This window comes from Streptomyces sp. NPDC047043 (assembly GCF_040644055.1).
In the GTDB taxonomy this organism is placed as follows: Bacteria; Actinomycetota; Actinomycetes; order Streptomycetales; family Streptomycetaceae; genus Streptomyces.
In genome coordinates this window covers 75856-96626 of record NZ_JBEYVO010000034.1, presented here as the reverse complement: position 1 = coordinate 96626, position 20771 = coordinate 75856, and the positions used below count along the sequence as shown (strand labels likewise).

14 protein-coding genes and 2 pseudogenes are annotated in these 20771 nt (G+C 65.7%); 10 read left to right on the top strand and 6 right to left on the bottom strand.

What is annotated here, in order from left to right; translation table 11 throughout:
- Positions 1-14 precede the first annotated feature (14 nt).
- The 4 genes and pseudogenes from ABZ880_RS42120 to ABZ880_RS42105 form a co-directional block, all read left to right on the top strand.
- Positions 15-323 (top strand): ATP-binding protein, encoded by a 309-nt coding sequence (locus ABZ880_RS42120; RefSeq protein ID WP_361274909.1) that lies wholly within the window; start codon positions 15-17, stop codon positions 321-323.
- 412 nt (positions 324-735) lie between these two features.
- Positions 736-1086 carry a CU044_2847 family protein gene (locus ABZ880_RS42115; RefSeq protein ID WP_361274906.1) on the top strand — a complete coding sequence of 117 codons (351 nt, stop codon included), beginning with the start codon at positions 736-738 and terminating at the stop codon, positions 1084-1086.
- Positions 1083-4757, top strand: coding sequence for a serine protease (locus tag ABZ880_RS42110; RefSeq protein ID WP_361274904.1), 3675 nt, complete (start codon positions 1083-1085; stop codon positions 4755-4757). Before ABZ880_RS42115 ends, ABZ880_RS42110 begins: the two co-directional genes overlap by 4 nt.
- A 459-nt stretch (positions 4758-5216) precedes the next feature.
- Positions 5217-5598, top strand: a pseudogene (locus ABZ880_RS42105) (hypothetical protein); the annotation flags it as partial.
- Between the two features lie 236 nt (positions 5599-5834).
- On the opposite strand, the gene ABZ880_RS42100 reads toward ABZ880_RS42105, so the two are convergent.
- Together ABZ880_RS42100 and ABZ880_RS42095 are read right to left on the bottom strand one after the other, a co-directional pair.
- The gene (locus tag ABZ880_RS42100) at positions 5835-7670 is read right to left on the bottom strand and encodes a DUF262 domain-containing protein (protein ID WP_361274902.1); all 1836 of its coding nucleotides are present in this window, start codon (positions 7668-7670) and stop codon (positions 5835-5837) included.
- A gap of 120 nt (positions 7671-7790) precedes the next feature.
- On the bottom strand, positions 7791-8033 hold the full coding sequence (locus tag ABZ880_RS42095) for a hypothetical protein (RefSeq protein WP_361274900.1): 243 nt from the start codon (positions 8031-8033) through the stop codon (positions 7791-7793).
- 339 nt (positions 8034-8372) lie between these two features.
- Between ABZ880_RS42095 and ABZ880_RS42090 the strand changes: the two genes are divergently transcribed.
- The 5 genes from ABZ880_RS42090 to ABZ880_RS42070 all read left to right on the top strand — a co-directional run bounded on the left by ABZ880_RS42090 (position 8373) and on the right by ABZ880_RS42070 (position 16542).
- Positions 8373-10790 carry an AAA family ATPase gene (locus tag ABZ880_RS42090; RefSeq protein ID WP_361274898.1) on the top strand — a complete coding sequence of 806 codons (2418 nt, stop codon included), beginning with the start codon at positions 8373-8375 and terminating at the stop codon, positions 10788-10790.
- Positions 10787-11194 carry a hypothetical protein gene (locus ABZ880_RS42085; RefSeq protein ID WP_361274896.1) on the top strand — a complete coding sequence of 136 codons (408 nt, stop codon included), beginning with the start codon at positions 10787-10789 and terminating at the stop codon, positions 11192-11194. The genes ABZ880_RS42090 and ABZ880_RS42085 overlap by 4 nt, the downstream gene beginning before the upstream one ends.
- A gap of 137 nt (positions 11195-11331) precedes the next feature.
- Positions 11332-13158 carry a DUF4357 domain-containing protein gene (locus tag ABZ880_RS42080; protein ID WP_361274894.1) on the top strand — a complete coding sequence of 609 codons (1827 nt, stop codon included), beginning with the start codon at positions 11332-11334 and terminating at the stop codon, positions 13156-13158.
- On the top strand, positions 13155-14366 hold the full coding sequence (locus ABZ880_RS42075) for a restriction endonuclease (protein ID WP_361274891.1): 1212 nt from the start codon (positions 13155-13157) through the stop codon (positions 14364-14366). The genes ABZ880_RS42080 and ABZ880_RS42075 overlap by 4 nt, the downstream gene beginning before the upstream one ends.
- A gap of 40 nt (positions 14367-14406) precedes the next feature.
- A complete protein-coding gene (locus ABZ880_RS42070; RefSeq protein WP_361274889.1) occupies positions 14407-16542 on the top strand; it encodes a UvrD-helicase domain-containing protein in 2136 nt (711 codons plus the stop codon).
- Between the two features lie 28 nt (positions 16543-16570).
- On the opposite strand, the gene ABZ880_RS42065 is transcribed toward ABZ880_RS42070, so the two are convergent.
- The 3 genes from ABZ880_RS42065 to ABZ880_RS42055 form a co-directional block, all read right to left on the bottom strand.
- Complete coding sequence (locus tag ABZ880_RS42065; protein WP_361274966.1) at positions 16571-18232, bottom strand: N-6 DNA methylase; 1662 nt, start codon at positions 18230-18232, stop codon at positions 16571-16573.
- A 278-nt stretch (positions 18233-18510) separates the two neighbouring features.
- A complete protein-coding gene (locus ABZ880_RS42060) occupies positions 18511-18933 on the bottom strand; it encodes a hypothetical protein (RefSeq protein WP_361274886.1) in 423 nt (140 codons plus the stop codon).
- A 92-nt stretch (positions 18934-19025) separates the two neighbouring features.
- Positions 19026-19403: a hypothetical protein gene (locus tag ABZ880_RS42055; protein ID WP_361274884.1), complete on the bottom strand. Its 378-nt coding sequence runs from the start codon at positions 19401-19403 to the stop codon at positions 19026-19028.
- 88 nt (positions 19404-19491) lie between these two features.
- On the opposite strand from ABZ880_RS42055, the gene ABZ880_RS42050 reads away from it, so the two are divergent.
- Complete coding sequence (locus ABZ880_RS42050; RefSeq protein WP_361274881.1) at positions 19492-20085, top strand: hypothetical protein; 594 nt, start codon at positions 19492-19494, stop codon at positions 20083-20085.
- Positions 20086-20300: 215 nt separating this feature from the next.
- On the opposite strand, the pseudogene ABZ880_RS42045 reads toward ABZ880_RS42050, so the two are convergent.
- Positions 20301-20663: pseudogene (locus ABZ880_RS42045) on the bottom strand (integrase core domain-containing protein); the annotation flags it as partial.
- Positions 20664-20771: the final 108 nt, after the last annotated feature.

The following is a 20771-nucleotide window of genomic DNA, read 5'->3' as shown; positions in this document are numbered from 1 at the left end:
ACGTGTCACCCGAAGTGACCGAGCGAGCCGAGCAGATCGTCGCCGAACTCGCCGCCAACGCGGCCCTGCACGGCAGCGTCCAGGGCCGCGACTTCCGGCTCGCCGTCACCCTCGACGCCACGACCGGCCTCCTCCGCATCGCGGTCACCGACGCTTGCTGCGACCAACTCCCCACCGCTGCATGCGAGTCGGAAGCGAGTAGCGCAGAGTCGGGCCGCGGACTGCTCCTCATCACGGCACTCGCCACCATCTGGGACACGGAGCCGTGCCCGCCCTCCGGGAAGACTGTCTGGGCGACGATCGACGTGTACGACGACCAGTGACAGGCGGGATCCAGTCAGTCACAGGGCCGGCACCGGCGACGACGGTGGAAGGCCCGTCAGTCGACAATCCACTCAACGGGAGTTGCAGGCCACATCCTCACGACCTTGGCAGCCGAGTAGAAGTGCTTCCGGAGACACCCAGTCGGCGGGTCCGCCTGCTTCGCGATACTCGCGGGTCACTACTGTCGCTCGATGACCACCGAACTCGGCGCGGCACGACCTCCGGTGATCAGCAGGTACGCCAACGCCTTGTCGAGCCCGCCGTCGGGCGGCGACCGTCAGATAGGCCGCTTGTTGCGCCATTGCTAAACAAACCGCTGGATGGCGCGGATGTCCGAAAAACGTCCGTTTGTTGGTCTAGGAATCTGCTCAGAGATAAGAGGTACCACGCCTGGTCCAGTAGGGGGAACGGATGGCTAAGCGTGCACATGCTATTGGCGGGGGCGGTCCACCGGAGATCCTTCTGGAAGTGCAGCCACGCTCGGTGTCGGGAGACCTGGCACCACGGGTGGCCTTGCCGGAGCAGTTCCAGCGACGAGCCGGAGAGATAGCGGACAGCGTGGCACAGGTGGCCGATCAGTTCCGTTCGCGACTTGAGACCGTGCTGCGCCGACCCCCTGACGGAGGATGGGCGGTCGAGTCCATCGAAGTGGGCTTTGACCTTTCGGTCCAGGCCGACGCGGGGGTGATCATCGCCAAGGCTACGAGCGGGGCAACCTTCTCCGCGCGGCTCACGCTGAAGGCAGCTCCGGACGCGCCGTGACGCTCGCTATCGGGCGGCTGTCGGACGCCGCATCGGGCGCTCCCCTGGGAACCGTCTTCGCAGTGACGGACCGCCTGGCCGTGACGGCATTCCACTGCGTGGGCGACCGCACCGTCGGAAAGATCACCTACCGTCGGCTGCGGTGCACCTGGGAGCAAGGCGTGAGCGACGCCACGGTGCACAGTGGTGATCCTCTCAATGACGTGGCTCTGCTCCGCCTGAAGAGAAAGTTACCGGCAGGCCTTCACCCTGTTCCTGTCGCGACGGATGCGCCCGTCCACGCGCCGTTCCATGCTCCCGGGGCGCCCCACGACATCCAAGGGGTCTCGCTTTTCGCGGCCTCGGGCCAGGTGACGTGGTCGAGCAAACGCCACGAGGACGGCGCCAACGTCATCCAACTCGCCTGCTCGGAAGCGGACAAGTTGTCCATGCACGGGCTCAGCGGCGCACCCGTCCTGCTTGGTGCCCCTCCACGCGCGGTAGGTGTGATCCGGTCGAACGAGCCGCGCCGCGGCAATCCGGAACTTGCAGCAGGTTCCACGTTGTTCGCTGCCCCCGTCAGCGCCATCATCGCCAAGTGGCCGGACCTCATTCCAGCCTCAGTTGACGAGGCAGAGACCCGCGCCTTGCTGGAACGCCTGATGAGACCGAACGCCCATCGCGCGGACGTCGTGATCCGCGATGACATCATGCAGTTACTGATCGTGGCTGGCATTGATCTCGATGAGCATGACATCAATATCTCTGATGAATTCGGCCAGGGCTCCCTCTACGTCACGTGTAGTTCAACCGTCATCCAGGCGAGAACAGACGTCTGTGCCGATGCGGCACGCACCACCGCCGAGCGTGACTTGGAGGAGATCCTCGCTCTATGCGCACGTCGAAGCGGCCGACGACACATCGGACTGATAACGGACGGCGCCACGTGGCATTTGTATCACCGAGCCGACGGCCAGCTCCACCATGTGAAAACCGCGACCTTCGCATCGAAGAAGTCCTCCAGGAAAGAAGCCGAGCTGATCTCATGGCTGGAAGCAGTACTGGCCACGAAGCGGAACATAACGCCGACCCCTGGTGAAATAAGTCGCAAACTCGCGGCGACCAGTCCAGCCTACGCGCTGGACTCAGCTGAACTAAGTGCTATTTACGCCGAGTGCCGCAATCTTCCAGTGGTCCGACTCAAGCGAGAGATGTGGGCCAACCTTCTGACTACGGCATCGGGTACCAGATTCACAGACGATGACACACTTTTCGTCGACCATTCACTGCTAGTTGCCATGGCCGAGGTGATCGGTCACGCTGTGGTTGGTTTTCCACTCAATTCCCCTGAGGTCGATGCCAAAGCCATCATGTCGGGAAGGTTCTTCGAACGGTCTCAGGTCGGAGGCGTTGTCGAATCCGATTTCTTTGACTGGATCGTACACGTCCCGGCTGGCGAACAGTTCATCAAGGATCTAGCCCGCAGGCTCACCCGCTTCGCTTGGGGCGAGGTGGAACATGATGTACTCAAGGGAATATACGAGTCAATTATCCCTGAGCATATCCGGCACCGACTGGGAGAGTATTACACGCCAGATTGGCTGGCCGAGGAGATCGTGGATTCCTGTGTTCAGGATCCGCTGACCGAACGAGTTCTCGACGCGAGTTGCGGAAGTGGAACATTCCTGTTCCACGCGGTGCGCGCCTACATTGCGGCCGCTGAAGCAGCAGGGAAAGACGACATCGAAATAATACGCGCCGTGACTGAACATGTCATCGGCTTCGACATTCATCCAGTTGCCGTGACTCTCGCGCGAGTGACCTATCTACTGGCAATTGGGATGGATCGATTGCGCACCGCAGGCCGCCCCGCATTCGCTGTGCCGGTATATCTCGCCGATGCACTTCAGTGGGGCAGAGAAACCTCGTTATTGCACGATGATCTTCGCATCCCAACGACACTCGCTCACGAAACCCTGGTACATGATCCAGAGTACCGAAAGTCACTCTCCCCATCCGATCTCCTTCAGTTTCCCGAAAGCCTGGTATCGAACGCTGGAAAGTTTGACCAGATTGTCACAGATTTTGCTCATAAAGCCACCAGCCGTGAGCGGGGGTCGCCCACCCCTTCCCTGGCCGGCACTTTCCAAAGGTTCGCCGTACCGGCGAATGAACGCCCCGTTTTGGAGCAAACCTTCGCTGTCATGTGCCGACTGCACGATGAGGATCGAGATCACATCTGGGGCTATTACGTCCGCAACCGAGCCCGTCCCCTGTGGCTGGCCCGACCGAAAAATCGCGTCGACGTCCTTGTGGGTAACCCACCATGGCTCGCATTTCGGTACATGACGGAACCCCAGAAGGCCATTTTTCGCAGCATGAGCGTGGAGCGGAAGCTTTGGGTGGGCCGCAACGTGGCCACCAACCAAGATCTGTCCGCGCTATTCGTAGCTCGATGCATCGAACGATACCTGCGCGTGGGTGGCCGCTTCGGGTATGTCATGCCGCTAGGCGCACTTGACCGGAACCAATACGCAGGGTTCCGAAAGGGAACTTTTTCCGTCACAACAGAAACGGTGAACGTCGCCTTCGGCCGCCCGTGGGATCTCCAAGAAATCAAGCCAAGCTTCTTCCCGCAGTCCGTAGGGGTCATCTTCGGCGAGCGACTGCGCCATGAACAATCTTGCGTTCCACTACATCAGGCACCAGTACGCTGGAGTGGCAATTTTCCAACACGAACACCCACCCGAAATGAGGCACTAGAGAATACCATCCGAAAGATTCCACAAGATGCGACCGCACCGACTCCGGACCGCAAGTCAATTTACGCATCCAGATTCTTTCAAGGTGCCAACATCGTGCCGCGATTCCTCTTTGTCGTAGATGAAATAGACAATGGACCACTTGGCGCCGGTGGTGATCAGCAAGCAGTATCAAGCCGAAGAAGCCCGTTCGAGAAGAACCCTTGGAAGGGGCTTCCATCGCTCCACGGGACGGTTGAGCGGAATTTCATTCGACCACTTTACCTAGGTGAATCCATCCTTCCCTTCAGGACCCTTGACCCACTGCATGCTGTAATCCCTTGGGATGGAGTCCACCTCCTCGACGCAAATAGTGAGGATCTCGATCGCTATCCCGGACTTGCAAACTGGTGGCGTGCAGCAGAAACAGTGTGGATCCAGAACCGATCGAGCGAAAAGCTATCACTGACCGCTCAGCTCGACTATCAAAGGAAATTGACCCAGCAAATATACACCGCAGGGCACCGTGTCGTATACACGAAGAGTGGCCTGTATTTGGCCGCCGCGATAATACCATCGACTCAGGCCATCATCGATCACAAACTGTACTGGGGCTCGGTGACCAGTTTGAATGAAGCTAGGTTCCTGGTGGCTATCCTGAATTCCAGAACACTCACCGAAATGGTCCGCCCCTTACAAGGGCGGGGCATGCATAACCCTCGCGACTTCGACAAATACATCTTCAAGATTCCCATTCCGGTCTACAATCCATCTGACCTCAGCCATCAGCAACTGGTTTCCCTTTCAGAACGAGCCGAAGAAGTTTCAGCCGGGGTTGCTCTCACCGCAGCTCGGTTCGAGTCTCAGCGTCGTCGGGTCCGCGAGGTCCTGGCCCAAGACGGAGTTGCAGCGGAAATCGATAAAATCGTTGCGAAACTCTTGCGCAGTTGAGTATTGCGTCGACTGAGCCAGCGCCACGCTCATGGGCTTGAACTCACAGGCCTGTGAAGCGCAGTTACCCAACACCAACCCGGCCGAGCGAGACTCGGCACCCTGAGTGGGCCGCTCCTCCTGACGAGTCCCCTCGTCAGCACAACAGATCTTCTGCCCTGTGCGGAATGCCCCGCAGGTGGCGTCCGGCCTGTTCCATGGCCAGGAGGAACGAACGGCCGTCACCATCCATGGCGGGGCCGCCGACGGCGGCCTCGTGAATCATGCCGATCGCGTGCTTCCCTTGCGGTGGGCATACCGGCCTGCTTCGCCGTCATCTGCGTGCCACACCGAGTCTGCGAACCCACTGCGATGCCGACAGCGCCGTGGGTACCCAAACCCGGCTGACTGCGACCAGCCGGTCGGGAGGTGTGTAACTGGTCCACCACTCCGCGCCCCTCTGCTGAGTGATGGCGCTGGGCCCGGCTCCAGGAATCGCCGAGACTCCTCCTGCACCGTAGAGACGGCGAGGATCTGGTCCTCACCACCGCGGCGCGGGCCGAGCAGGACCAGACCGTGGTGTCGGCGGCCACCCGGATGCTGGTCGCGTTGGCTCGCCGGGAGCCCGGCAGCATAGAACTGCTCCTCGACATACTGCCGGACACATTCCCGTGGGTCCGATTCCTGCCCGAGCCCGATCTCCACGCCTTCGCCGTCGAACTGGTCGACACCATGCGCGCCGCCGACTCGCTCGGCAACAGCGCGTCCGTCGCCCAGTTGCTCATCGCCTGGCAGGGCCGCACTGACCAGGGATCACAGCGAAGACTACGGCCCGGTACCAGACCCTCGGGACATCGCATGACTGCGGGCCGCGGCGACCGCGCCAGGCCACCGGCACCAGAGGGCCGCTGGGAAGTCCGGTTCGCCGACGCGGCCTCAGCCAAGAGCTGGGAGAGTCTCGCCCAACAGGCCCGCGAGAACACCTACCGCGCCTGGATCACCATGCGCACCGCCCCCAAACCGGTCACCGAGACCCCCCGGCACCGCCGCCTCAAGGGCGCTCTGGCGCACGGCACCCACTCCGGTCGGTGTTCTTGTTCACAGCCCCTCGTTCCCCGGATCTGGTTCGTCCTCCGGCACGGCGGTCGGGGCATCCCCTGGGTCCACGGCCTGCTCCGCGGAATCCGCCGTCCCCAGGAGGGCGGCGAGGCGCTGACGCATGCGCGCGCGGCGGGCCTCGTAGAACTCCGGGAAGCCGGTCACATCCTCGGGCAGGCCAGTGGCGTCGTACTCCCTCAGCCAGCTCTCGCGCGCGGCATCCAAGTCGAAGTGCTTCCGCAGCCAGGCGGCCGGCAGGGCGGCCTGCTTCGAGATGTTCTCGGGTCCCCTCAGCAGTTGCAGGTTCGCCGCTCTGTCCAAGCGGTCCTCGACGAGAGACAGCGCGTCCTCGGAGAGGCCGGCCGCCCGCAGCTTGGTCCGTGACCGCAGGAGGCTGCGCGGGAAGATGTGGTCTTCGTGGAAGTGGTCCCTGGTGTCGACGCCTGGGTACAGCATCGCGAGCATCGGGAACAGCCGCTTCGATCCGTACTTGAGATCCAGCAGGTCATCGATCTCGCTGGGCTCGAAGCGGAGCGACTTGCCCTGTCGGCCCATCTCACGCTCGACGGCCTCGGTCGGCCACCCCTGTCCGCCTTCCTTCTCCAGGGTCGTGCGCAGGCCGGTGAGCAGCCGGTCCAGGCCACTGCCCCACACGCCGGACTTCATCAGCGAGCGCTGGAGCCATCGGCGGATCGCCGCACGGTCGTCCCTGAACGCCTCCGAGGTGCGGTAGTTGTCCCCCAGACCTCGGCGGTGGAGGTAGTAAGCCAGTGGGATAACCGCGCTGTTGGCCGTGAGGGTGACGCCGGAGAATCCGAAGTCGGCTAGCAGGGCCACTCCGAGGCGCAGCGCGTTCTCGATCTCGGTCCAGTGCTTCTCGAGGTTGGTCATCGTGTCGCGATCGAAGTTGTCCACCTTGAAGCGGATGTCGCCCTTCCCCAGCAGCACCAGTCCGGTTTTGAGGACCAAGTCCTTACCGAAGGCGAAGCCCTGTCCGATCCCGTTGAGTTCGTCGACGAGCCTGTGGATGGTCTCGCGCGCGTCGTGCTCGACCCACTGGGCGGTGGCCACCGAGAGAAGGAGGTCGGAGTAGGAGAGGACGGCGCCTCCCGAGTTGACCCGGATGAAGATGTTGAGGACCTTGTCCAGCTCCTGCGCTTCCTCGAGGAAGAAGTTCACCGTCGGGGTGACATGGACGACCTCGTGGAGTCTGGTGAGCACGTCGCCGGCGGTGGCGTTGTCCGCGACCCCGTGCTGCTGAAGCGTGCGAATGACGTCCCCGACAGTACGTACCTCGCGCATGTCCTGAACGCGGTACCACTGGGCGTCGCCGGTCTCGGTGCTGGCCTCGGCTTCTTCTTGGCTGAGGAACCGGAAGTCGTACTCGACTCCCAGGTCGTCATCCTGGCCGCGGTGCAGCAGGTTCAGGTAGAGGAGCTTCTTCGGATAGGCGAGCGGGTTGTTCGCCCACATGCGCGGAAGCTTCGCGGTGAATGACCCGCACAGACCGATGTTGAGCGCCGTCAGTCGCTGCTGGCCGTCAAGGATCGCCGTGATGGCCCGGCTGCCCAGCGGGCCGGTCGGCGCGCAGTGGGCATTGTCGCGCTCGTGGTAGTCGCGCATGAAGTCGTAGAAGGCGAAACGACCGGAATTGCCCTCGTGGACCTGCCACATGAGGAACGAGCCGATGGGATAGCCACGCATCAGGCTGTCGTACAACCGCGTGATCTTGTCGCGTGACCAGACGAACTCGCGCTGAATCGCCGGCAACACGTACTCGCGACGATGGATCTTCTCCAGCGCGCTGGCGATCGTGATGGGCGTCTGGAATGACATGCGTCCCCCCGCCGAACTCAGGTTTCACGCACACCGTAGCGTCCGAAGTCAGGGCCTCGCAGCGCGTGGTGAGACTCAGGCCGCCGCCGGTTCCCAGCGGTACCCCTCGCCCGTCTCGCCCTACGGACGCGGCAGCAATTCCAGCTCCGTGCACACGAGTTCGGTGTTAGCGGGCGGCAGGGTCAGCGACGCCCGCCGCATGCGAACACTCCGGGTCGCCGGGGCGGGAAAGGCCGTCAGCCGCGGCACCAGATCGCGCAGGAGTAGCCCCTCACAGAACGGGGCCAGCCCCGACACCTTCAGGCGGCAGCCCTCGGAGTAGGAGCGCTCGTTGCAGACGACCGGCTCGTCCAAGACGCGCACGGGACTCGCGATCGTCGCCCGGCAGATGACCTCGCCACACTCCCCAACGCACGCGCCGCCTTGACGCGGCCTGCCGGAAACGCCATCCGCTGTTCGGTGACCACCCAGCTCAGTGCGGCGCGGTCTCCGATGATCAGCAGGTGCCGGACGACATGCGATCACGTTAGCGGGGCTTGCTCGACCGGCCGGACGTCTCCAGGGAGTACACAAATTCGAATATCCCAGATATCGGAAACTCGTTGACAGTGCTAACACGCTATCGGCATGCTCGAAGTGCCAACAACTCGCATCAGCAGCCCGCGTGGCCCCTTCTGCCGCGCCCGACAACGGGAACCGACCATGACCAATCAGCCTCCTGCGTCCCTGCGCGATCTCCTCCTCGACCGCCTGGGCCACTCCGACCTCGCACCTCAGGTGCAGGACCTGCTACGCGAGTTGGTCCCCGACGAGCCGGCCAGGAGCAGCGGAGGTCGAGCCGGACCCGTGCAGCTCCGTTCCATCACCGCCGCCGGCTGGCGCGGCATCGGTCCGCGGACCACCCTCGAACTGCCGCCCGGGCCCGGCCTGGTCGTCGTCGCAGGTCCCAACGGCTCCGGCAAGTCGAGCTTCGCCGAAGCCGCCGAGACCGCGCTGACAGGGCGCAACTCCCGCTGGGACGGACGGCGCGCGACGGACTGGCAGAAGGGATGGCGCAATCTGCACAGTCCCGACGTCACTCCCGAGGTCTGCGTCGAGCTGGCCGTGGGTGAGCGGGGCGACGCGGTCACCGTGCGGCGGACCTGGCACGGTCTCAAGGTCGATGAGGCGCGCACCAAGGTCGAGGGATCGGACGGCTTGGAACGGAAGCTGGAGGAGGTCGTCGACGGCGAGGCGCTGGACCTCGCCCGGCCCTTCTTGCCGTACAGCGAGCTCGGTTCGATGATCAACGGCACGCTCGGCGGCCTGCACGACGCCTTCTTCAAGCTCCTCGGGCTCGAACTGCTCGCCGAGTTCGACGGCCGTGTCAAGGACGCCGCGAGCGAGTGCGAGCAGACGATCAAGCATGCGGACGCGCTCACCGCGCAGCTCCTCGACGCCCTGGGCCCGCTCGACGACCCCAGGGCCCGCGAGGCCGCCCAGGCGCTGTCGGTAGCCAAGCGCGACGTCGGCCGGGTGCGTGCGCTGCTGGAGAGCCGTACCCCGGCCGCCGAGGCCGAGTTGGCCCGGCTGCGACAGCATGCGAGCCTCGCCGGGCCGGATCTGGCGGAGGTCGGCGGAGCCGTCGCCCGGCTGCGGGAGGCCGCCGCCGGCGTCGAGGAGGCCCGGTACGGCAGTGCCGAGGAGGCCCGCCGCCTGGCCCGGTTGCTGGAGGCGGCGATCGAGCACCAGCGGCGCTCGCGGAGCACGGACTGCCCGGTCTGCGGCGCCGAGAACCGGCTGGACCGGGCGTGGGCCGAGCAGGCGCGGGCCGAGGTGGAGCGGCTTCAGACGGAGGCCGTCGGCGCCGAGGTCGCCCGGCAGGAGGTGGCGGTCGCCGTGCGGGCCGTGCACGACCTCGTACAGCCGGTTCCGGTATGGCTGCGCGGCGGGACCTCCCCGCTCACGGCGGTGTGGCAGGAGTGGGTCCAGTGCCGGGACGTCACCCATCCCAGGGAGCTCGCGGACCGCGTCGAGCGTGCCGCGGCCGCCCTGGACGACGCCTGCCGGCAGCTGCGGGAGGAGGCCGCTGGGCGGCTCTCCGAGCACGATGGTGCCTGGCAGCCGTTCGCCGTACGGCTCGCGGAGTGGCTCGGCGCGGAGGAGGCGGCTGAGGCCGCGCGCGAGCGGCGCAAGCACGCGCGTAAGGCGCGGACCTGGCTGCGGCCGATCATCGACGAGCTGCGCGACGAGCGGCTGCGCCCGTTCGCCCGGCGGTCCCAGGATGTGTGGCAGAAGTTGTGTGAGCACAGCAGCGTCACGCTCGGGTCCGTCACCCTTGCGGGCACTCCCGGTCGCGGCAAGGTCGAGCTCGACGTTTCCGTGGACGACATGTCCGCTCCCGCCTACAGCGTCATGAGCCAGGGCGAACTGCACTCGCTCGCGCTCTCGCTCTTCCTGCCGCGGGCCACGCACGCGGACAGTCCGTTCGGGTTCCTCGTCATCGACGACCCCGTGCAGTCGATGGACCCCGAGAAGGTCGAAGGACTGGCCCGGGTTCTTGACGCGTGCGCCCAGGACAGACAGGTGATCGTCTTCACCCACGACACGCGGCTCCAGCAGGCCATCGCACACCTCGGCATCGGTGCGACAGTTCTCCGTGTGAGCCGCCAGGCCGACTCCGTGGTGGGTGTGGAGACGATCACCGACCCGGTGGAACAGGCTCTCTCGGAGGCGCGGGCCGTCTCCATGGACCCCAACCTGCCGCAGGATGTGGCCGATCATGTGCTATCCGCCATGTGCAGGGTGGCGGTGGAAGCCGCCTGCCTGGAGACCGCTCGGCGCAGGCTCCGCGACGAAAAGGGGCTCGGGCTGCGGGCCGTCGAGGAGCGCGTGGAGTGCCTTGAGCGCACCAAGACGTACGTATCCCTTGCCCTCCTCGGGGACGAGCAGCAGCACGCCCGTGCGGCCGTCGAGCGGATCTGTCCCGGAGGCTGGAAGCTGATCGAGGCCTTCAACTCGGGTGCCCACACGCCCCTGCCGAGCATCAACGACCGAAAGGATCTCGTCCGCCGGACCAACACGCTAGCGGCGGCGATCCGCAGCAGTGCCGGGACTCAGAGTGCCGGGGGCGCCCGATGAGCGTGTCCCCCCAGACCCTCGTGACCGCAGCTGGCCGTCTGCTGCTGCCCGAGCTCGGCACCGTGCCCACCCTGAGCCCCGGCCTGCGTGCCCGTGCCGCCGCGGTCCTGCTCCGCATGGCACTCGACCAGGCCCTGGACGCCTACTGGCAGCAGGTCACTCCGTCGATGACGCGGATAGGCAAGCACCGGATGCTGTGCCTGGAGTGGTATGCGGGCCACGACACCGCCCGCCGGTGCCGCACCACTTGGTCGGCGCTCAGCGCGGCATGCCATTACCGCACATACGAACTGCCCCCGCCGCCTGCTGAGATCCACACCCGGTTGCTGGAGGTCACCGCCCTCCTCGCTGCCCTGCGCGGCGGGCCGGGCACGGCCTCCGTCACGTCGGCGGCAGACGCCTGAGAGCGCACGTGTCGTGCTTCAGTCCACACCTGACCGCACGCTGACTCGGCAAGAATTCTCGAAGGGGACAATGGTGACCCGCCATCGTCAGAGGTGCCCCCTATTGTTCTGGGTGAGCACGGTGCATGAATGGGGAAATGGTGACCACGGCCGACGGCGAGACCCCGTACCCGGAGTTCAGGCTGAGACTGCCCAACGGCGGCCCCGAAGCCCGAGGACGGCTGCTGACCGAGAAGGGGTCTAATGGGAGAGCGAAGTTCGTCGTCCTGGCCGGGTCTCCGGGGCGCCCGGAGGTGGTGCCGTCGTTCCCCATCCGCATGCCGTCGTCCTACCGGCTGAGACAGCGGCTGATCGAGGACGACATCTTCGTGCAGTCGGAAACCTGGCCTGGCTGGATGGAGCTCATTGAGGACGTCGAGTGCAACTCGCCGTCGGCCGCCGCCGAGATCCTGGTCGGTCGCAGTGCCAATGGATGGCAGGAGTGGAAGACCGCCGACGGCAATCCACTCTCCGACTACCTCGACCAGGTGTGGTGGGGGCCCAGCCGGGCCTGGCTGGTGCGCGGATCCAATGTCTCCGGCCTCGACCTCGTCCGGCGGCTGTGGCTGCCCGAGGAGGTGGTGACCCTGCGAGCACGCCACCTGCGGCAAGGTGTCGAGCAGGGCATCAGCAAGGACCGGCTGCGCACCGCCGTCGAGGAGGACTACGCCTCCACCGCGACTTACAACCAGAAAGTACGGCTGGTCGAGGAACTGCATATGTTCCTCTCCCGGATGAGGCCCGGCGACACCATGTGCACCATCTCCGGCGGTCGGCTCTACGTCGGGAAGATCACGGGAGACGCCGAGCAGCTTGCTTCCGAGGACGGCCAGTCGGATCTGCGCCGGCCGGTGGACTGGGCGGATGGCGGGCACGCGTACGAGGACCTGCCCGAGGCGCTCCAGCAGAAGCTCTCCGCACAGCATGACGTCGTCGATCTGACCGCGGTGAAGGATCTCATCGACGGCTTGGGGATAAGCGACGAGGACCTGATCGAGGAGGCCGAAGCCGCCGATCGAGACCCGAGCGTGGAGATCCCCGCGCTCGCCGCCCGCCGTGAGCTGGAGTTGCCCCAGCCCACGGACGGGTTGGCCGAGGAACTTCTCGTACACGACACCGCCTGGCTGCGCGAGGTGCGTGACCTGCTGTGGGACGAGCGGCAGCTGGTGCTGTACGGTCCGCCCGGAACCGGCAAGACGTATCTCGCCCTGAAACTCGCGGAGTTCCTCGGCGGCGGACCCGAGCAGGTCAAACTCGTGCAGTTCCATCCGTCGTACGCCTACGAGGACTTCTTCGAGGGCTTCCGGCCGCAGGAGGATCCGCAGACTCGGGAAGTCGCCTTCCGGCTCACCGCCGGCCCGCTGCGTGAACTCGCCGATCTGGCCTCCCGGGAGGGCAACCGGCACATCCCGCACTTCCTGATCATCGACGAGATCAACCGCGCCAACCTGGCAAAGGTCTTCGGCGAGTTGTACTTCCTGCTGGAGTACCGCAACAAGTCCGTCCGACTGACCTACTCCGGCGATGACTTCGCGCTGCCACCCAACCTCTTCGTGATCGGCACCATGAACACCGCCGACCGGTCAATCGCGCTCGTCGACGCGGCGATGCGCCGCCGCTTCGCCTTCGTCGAACTGTCCCCGCGCATCGAGCCGACGATTGGGCTGCTGCGCCGCTGGCTCGCGCGCGAGGGTCGCGGTGCCGAGCCGGCCGATCTGCTCGACGCGCTCAACTCCCGTATCGACGACGCGGATTTCCGCATCGGGCCCTCGTACCTGATGAAGAGCGGTGTCTATCGGGAGGGTGGACTCGAGCGGACGTGGCGGACCAAGATCCTGCCGCTGCTAGAGGAGTATCACTACGGGGAGGGCGTGGACATCGAGAAGAGGTACGGACTCGCCGCCTTGCGGGAGTCGTTGGGGTGACCCAGGTCATCGAACTCGTCGAGCACGCACCGGCCATGGGCGTCGCCCTGCCGGACGCTGTCGGACGAGCGCTGGCGGCCGGGGACATCGTGGACGCGACTCCTGATCCGTACGTCTCGGGGCACTGGTCTCTGCGAGCCGGCAGCAAGGTCGGCGCCGTGGCGGTCGCGGTGCCAGGGCACGATGTGCCGATCACGGTACGCGTCGTCCCCAAGGTCTCCATCGCCCGCCTGTTCTTCCTCCTCGGGTACAGCCTCGACCCGAAGGGCGGCTGGCGAGATGGGGAGGTCGATGTCGCCGGGCACCGCGATCTGCTGCCCGCGCTCGCCCATGCAGTGGAGCGTCAGATCGACCGCGCCCTGCGGCAGGGGCTCCTCCAGGGGTATCGAACAACCGAGGAGACGTCCCTGATCGTCCGGGGCCGCATCCGGGAAGCCGAGCAGATACGGCGGCGGTTCGGCGCGACGCTGCCGGTGGAGGTGGAGTACGACGAGTTCACCACCGACATCGCGGAGAACCGCCTGTTGCGCGCCGCTGTAGAACGCCTCCTGCGGCTGCCCGGCGTGCCCCACGATGTGCGTCGCGGACTGCTCCACCAGCGTGCCCGCCTGGCCGATGTCACCGTGATCGTGCGTGGTCAGCCGCTGCCTGCCTGGCAGCCGAGCCGACTCAACTCGCGCTACCAGCACGCCCTGCATCTCGCCCGTACGGTCCTGGAGAACGCCTCCGTCGAGCGCGCGCCCGGCGGGCTGCGCGTCGACGGGTTCCTGTTCGACATGAACAAGCTCTTCGAGGACTTCGTGACGGTGGCACTGCGGGAGGCATGCCGCGGCCTCGGGCACTCGGCGCGGCTACAGGATCCGCATCACCTCGACGAGGCGTCCGCGATCCGCATGAAGCCCGACTTCGTGCTCTACGGGTCGCATGGCGCCCCGTGCGCCGTGGTGGACACCAAGTACAAGGCCGAGAAGCGGGACGGTTTCCCGGACGCCGACCTCTACCAGATGCTCGCCTACTGCACCGCCCTGGACCTACGCGAAGGCCATCTGGTGTACGCCAAGGGCAACGCGCCACACGCGGCGCACACGGTGCGGCACGCGGGCATCGTCATCCACCAGCACGCCCTCGACCTCGACCAGGGGCCCTCCGGGCTGCTCTCGGATGTGGAGAAGGTGGCCGCCCTGCTGGTGAGCACCCCGCGCGTATGATCGACTGCAGAGTGTCCGTTCTGGGTGGGGAGTGCGCCTCGTGCCGCAGCTCGCGTTCGCCAACAGCTTCTGGGAGAGCTACGACGTCCTGGAACGGCGCGTCAAAGCCGGTGTACGCAAGGCGATGCAGAAGTTCCAGCAGCTCACCGTGCCCGAACTGCAGGCGGACAAGGGGCTGCACCTGGAGTCCGTGGAGAACGCACGCGATCCACGCATGCGGACTATACGAATCAACGACTTCTGGCGGGGCGTCGTCCTCGCCCCGGACGACGGAAGTGACGTCTTCCTGCTCGTCAACGTCGTCCCCCATGACGACGCCTACACCTGGGCCGCGAAGCGGCTGTACACGACGAACTCCGCCACGCGGGCCCTGGAGGTTCGCAACGTCGCGGCGATCGAGCAGTTGACCCCGGCCCTGGAGAAGGTCGCCGCGGCCGCCGACTCGCTGCTCTTCGCGAAGTACTCGGACACGGTGCTGCGCGAACTCGGCATCGACGATCAGGTACTTAGGGCCGTACGGACCATCGTCGACAAGGCACAGCTGCGGGCCTTCGAAACGCTGCTGCCCGAGGACCAGTGCGAAGTACTGCAGTACCTGGCCGAGGGGTTCAGCCCCGAAGAGGTGTACCGGGACGTGGTCGCGGTCCGGCGGCCCGTCGACGCGGGACCCGACCCGGACGAGAGCCTGGCCGTCGTCATCGCCAACACCACAAGCCGCATCACCCTGGTCACCGGCCCGGAGGAACTCACCGACATCCTGGAGAAGCCGTTCGCGGCCTGGCGGGTGTTCCTGCACCCCTCGCAGCGCCGCGTCGCCTACCGGGTGTCGTACGGCGGCCCGGTTCAGGTCACCGGCGGCCCAGGGACCGGTAAGACGGTCGTGGCACTGCACAGGGTGAAGCACCTGCTCACCCGCTCCCCGGACGCCCGCGTCCTGCTCACCACGTTCACCAATGCCCTGGCCGCGTCGTTGCGGGAAAACCTGTCCGTCCTCCTGGACGGCGACGAGTCGCTGCTCGCTCGCGTCGAGGTGACCACGGTGAACGCCTACGCGCACGGCATCGTGACCCGCCTCGACGGCCGGGCGCCCTCCCCGATCGGTGACCGGGAGGAGCGGCAGGTGTGGCAGCGGGTCGTCAAGAAGCTCGGTCTGCCGTGGACGGAGCAGTTCCTGGCCCAGGAGTACCGCCATGTCGTCCTCGCCCAGGATCTACGCACTCTGGACGACTACCGCGCGTCCTCCCGGCGCGGTCGTGGCAGCGCGCTGTCACCGACCAGGCGGGAACAGCTGTGGCCGGCCATCGAGTTGTTCGAGTCCATGCTGCGCGGCCAGGAGGTCACCACCCACCTCAAGGTGTGTGCCCGCGCGGCCGAACTCCTGGCCGCTTCCTCACCCGCGCACGACCACGTCGTGGTCGACGAGGCACAGGACCTGCACCCGACCCAGTGGCGCGTCCTGCGCGGCGCGGTGGCACCGGGCAGCGACAACCTGTTCATCACCGGCGACCCGCACCAGCGGATCTACGACTCGAAGGTCTCACTCGGTTCGCTCGGCATCTCGGTGGCCGGGCGCACGCACCGCCTGCGCATCAACTACCGCAGTACGGAGGAGATCCTCGCCTGGTCGACGGGCATCCTCACTCCCGTGTCGGTCGACGACTTGGGCGGCGAGGGCAGCGACACCCTGGCGGGTTACCGGTCGCTCCTGCACGGCCGCAGACCGCACGTGGACGGGTACGGCTCGGAGCAGGCGGAGATCGCGGCACTCGTCAAGCGGGTCGAGAGCTGGCTCGCGCAGGGCATCCGGCCGTCGGAAATCGGCGTGTGCGCCCGCTTCAACGTGCTGCTCGACAAGGCGTACGACAAGCTGGGCGCGGCCCGGGTACCGGTGGTCCGAGTCAGAGACAATCCGGGGCCGGATACGGACGGCGTACGGCTGGCCAGCATGCACGCCATGAAGGGGCTGGAGTTCCGCTGCGTCGCCGTCCTCGGAGCGTCGGCGAGCGCATTCCCCTTCGCTCGCGAAGTGACGCCCGCCTCTGTGGACGCGCTGCAGCACGACTCGGACCTCCTCCGGGAGCGGTGTCTGTTGTTTGTGGCCTGCACACGGGCGCGGGAGGCGCTGGCGGTGTCGTGGAGCGGATCAGCGAGTCCATTCGTTCCACAGGCGAAGTGACGTACAGCCCCAATGATGTGACTGCCCGTCAATCTTCTGGCGCGAGCGCCCCGTTGCCGAGCCCGTCCCGTGCCAGCGCCGCCGCCTGCTTGCTGAGTTCGGCCACCTTCCGCGCGCGCTCCTCGAACTCCTGCAGTGCGCGGAACGCTGCCCCGTACCGACGCTGTTCGGCAATGTCCATCTGCGGGATGCGGGCGCCCTTGCCGTCGAGCCGGTAGGTGCCGCTGGCGCTCGTGGACCGCCGGGTGTTCGCCGCGCTACGTAGAAAACCCTGGAGATAGTCGGTGTCGAGCTGATCGCTCACCGAGATCGGCTCCGGATCGCCGTACTCGACCAGCCCGGCACGCGCGAGGTCGGCGACACTGACGGACGGCCCCTCCAAGGCGCTGGGGCCGACGCCCCCCATCAAGGTCGGCAGCAGGTCAGCCAGCAGCTGCACCTGTTCGGCCAACTCCTGCCGCAGAGCCCGGTACTCGGTCGCATAGTCGCGGTGAGACTCTTCGACGCGACGGCCGGGAGTGAGATCCACAGCGTCGTCGAGGAGTTCGATCAGGGGTACGTCCGCCGTCTGGTCGGGCCCGGGTTCCAGCGGGCCGTCCGGGTCGTTTGCCGTCAGGTCGACCATGCGCACCCTGGCGACGGCGTCTTCCGGGGACTGCGGGCGGCGCAGATGCCAGAGGTGCACGGGAAGTGCGTGCGAGGCAGCACTCCCGGGTGGGAGGGCGATGATGTGCGTGAGGATGCCGCGGCGCACGAGCTCGGCCCGGATACGTCGGCCGGCCTTGCGGTAGGCGACCGAAGCGGGCATGACCATGAGGACGCGCCCACCTGGCGCGGTGTGCGCGTAGGCGTGTTGCAGCCAGGCGAGTTCGCCTTCGGCACGCGAGGGTGTGCCGAGCTCCCACCGGGGGTCGAGAAGCAGGTCCTCGCGTCCCCAGTCGGTGGCGCTGACGGGCGGATCGCAGACGACCAGGTCGGCCTTGAGGTCCGGCCAGCGGTCATCGCGCAGGGAATCTCCGGTAAGGATGTCGACGCCGGTACGTCCCGTGAGATCGGCCCGCAGCTGAGCGAATCGAGCACTGCGGGCGTCGGCCTCCTGACCACACCGCTTCGGCCCGAGCTCGGGTCCGACAGCCAACAGGAGCGTCCCGATACCGCACGCCGGATCGAAGAGGGTCGCATCAGCGGGCACCTCGCCGGCGAAGTGCCGCACCGCATGGACGACGCGAGATGAGGTGACCTGGTCGGAGCCGGCCCGGCGCACTGAGTCGGTGAAGCGCTCAGTAAGCGCGCTCACCGCGTCACCAGGTGATCCACTGTCTCCGAGTTGCCGCGCCAGTCGAACGACATCCGTCGGAAGAGCTTCCGGGGCCTCGCCCTCGACACCGGCGAACAGCTGGGCGACATCGGCGAGCCCACCGATCATCTCGTCGCCGTAGGCCGCTCGCAGGGCCTGCCACAGCTGCACCTCCTCTGAGACATCCTGGCCCTTGCGCTGCTTGTCCAGCCATGCCTGCACCACGCCCAGGTCGAACAGCGGACTGTTCGCACCGCCGCCTGCGGGCGCCGGGAAGTCCTCGTATCGCCGCCTCCAGTTGGAGACCGCGGCACGCGTGACGCCAGCGAGCCGGGCGATCTCGGAGCCGGTGACGAGCGGTCCAACGACTGGCTGGGCGGGATGGTCTGCCATGCGCGTCACCGTACACGGATGCCCGGCATCCATCAATCATGAGAGAAAGTTGACAGTGTACACAGATGCCCAGACAGCACCTGTGTGCACCCCTGGACTTGCACACGCACACTGCCCTCCTCACTCCCCCACCGTCGGTCGCTACGGCGCGCCCATTCGCGAGGGCGCTCTATGTCGGGCGGCCAACTCGGCCTTAGCAGGCGACTCGTTCCAAAGGAGTGACATTCTCGGAATCGGCGCTCTTTCCGGGACAGTACCCCCTGCTGAAGCGGTAAGGGTCAGCGGGGACCAACCTCCTCGAGGGCCACCCCCGCCTTTTCGGCCAGCCATTCGAGCGCGGTCACGGGGACAGGCCAGTCGGCCGCGTCCAGGGAGATCGCGAGCGTTTCTTCATCCCTCCGGATCAGATTCTCCACCGTCCACAAGCCACTCTCGCCGGATATCCAGTAAAGCCAACTGGGCATTTCCCAACCCCGCATTCTCTCCATGCGCGCTTGCCCTTCAGCCGACCCTTTCCGCCATTGGTCGAGCCACCTGGACTTCTCTTCCGGAGTGGACGGCGAGGCGAATTCCTGGCGAAGCCATTCCGGCAGTACCTCGACGCCCTCGGCCTCGACACGAAGGGCCAGCGCCAGAGCCTCACCGAATGCGGCGACGTCTGCGGCTCGACCCTTCGCGTGAATTTCCACCATCATATCCATGCTCCACTGAAGCCTTGATCAATTAAATACGGCCCACACAGCGCGTGCGACCCCGCGGCAGAAATCCGCGGGGTCGCACGATGATGCCGAGCCTAGTTCGGCCCGGATTCCCGTCCAGTTCCTTGAATCATGCTATCAAAGAAGGCACTCATGTGCTGGGGGCGCAGCATGTACTGATCGACAGCCTTTGTGGTGTCAACCTTCAACGGCGCCCCAGGGAAGTCCTTGGCCATGGATTCGGGAACAGCGTTCGCGCGAAGCCAATCGACGAATTGAGCGTCAACGTCGAATGACTTTATTTTACTGTCTGAGAAGCCTTGCGACAGGCGCTTCTCCAGGAAATCATCCGCACGTTTCTTCACGCCGAAGTTCAGGAACACCGGCTTCTTGGCATTCTTCAGCGTCACAAACCCGCCGTCGAGAACCTTAATCCTCTGGTTGCCTGCTCCCTCCACCCGGTAGACAGTCACGAGGCCCTGCTTGCCCCAGGCTCTGGACGCGACTACTGCGCCAAAGGTGGGACCAAGAGCCACCATTGTCTTGTAGTAGGAGTTCCTGATGCCGCATATTGTCCCCGATTCTCCCGACGCGCACGGAAGGTCGGGTCCCGAGCTGGGCCGCTACCTGTTCCGCAACGTGCCAAGTGATGCAGTCATCAACTTCCTCGCTACCTACCAGTTCCACGAGCAGTCTGCCGACACGGACCCCAGCCTCCTCATCAACTACATCCGCAAGCGCATCACCGTGGCCGACTCGCTGCGTCAATGGAACGTGGCCATCATCGGCAAGCCCGCCACCCATCCCGGCGAGACGCTAACCTTCGCCGAGAACATCACGGTCGGCCGAATCGTCCGTTCTCGCCTCAACGGCGCCTCGCAGCAACCTGACTTCGCCGACATCAAAACTCTTATGGGTGCGCGCGATGCCGCCATCGACCTGGCCGGCGATATCAACAACCTGAACGAACAGACCATGCGAGCAGCCCGGCGCCAACAACTGCCCCACACTGGGCTGCTCGCCCTCTACCCCATCGACAAGACCTCCGCCCCCGCCTCGGCGAAGACGCACCGCGCCCCCCTCAACGCTGAAGAGCATGTCATCGGCGTCGGTCTCGTCTTCCCCCATCCCACCACCACAGACTCCACCGTCTGATTCCTCGCGACTCAACCGTCGCCAGATGCAAGCCCTTTTAGACACCAAGACGCCGGTGAACCACGGAGAGCCGTCGTAAATGACGTCTCGTAGGCTGGGAGCGTGGCGCGTGGCCGACTGCCTGGAGGGGCACTGTGGGCCTACGCGAAACGGGTCTGCTGCACGATCGGGTGACATCTTGACCTGCCCCACGGTTTGGGTTCCAGCTGCGGTGGCTAACTGGCGGCGTGGATGGTGTCTTGTGCGGAGAGTAGTTCGTACTCGATGGGGGTGCGGTAGCCCAGTGCTGAATGTCGTCTCTGGCGGTTGTAGAAGATCTCGATGAACTCGAAGATCGCGTTGGCCAGTTCGACCCGGGTCTTCCAGCGCTTGCGGTTGAGCAACTCGATCTGCATCGAGGACCAGAACGACTCCATCATCGCGTTGTCCAGGCCGTCCCCGACGGTGCCGAACGACGGCAGGAGGCCGGCGGAGCGGATGCGTTCCCCGAAGACCCAGGAGGTGAACTGGGTGCCGTGATCGGCGTGAACGACGCCGCCCGGCTCGGGGCGGCGGTTGCGGATGGCCATGTCCAGCGCGATGGCACGCGCGCCCGGAACTCCGGAGGATAGGGACGAGGCATGGCTGCCAGCCTTCCGTGAAGGGCTGTCAGTTAGCCACCAGAACTGGAACCTGGAAGGTGGGGC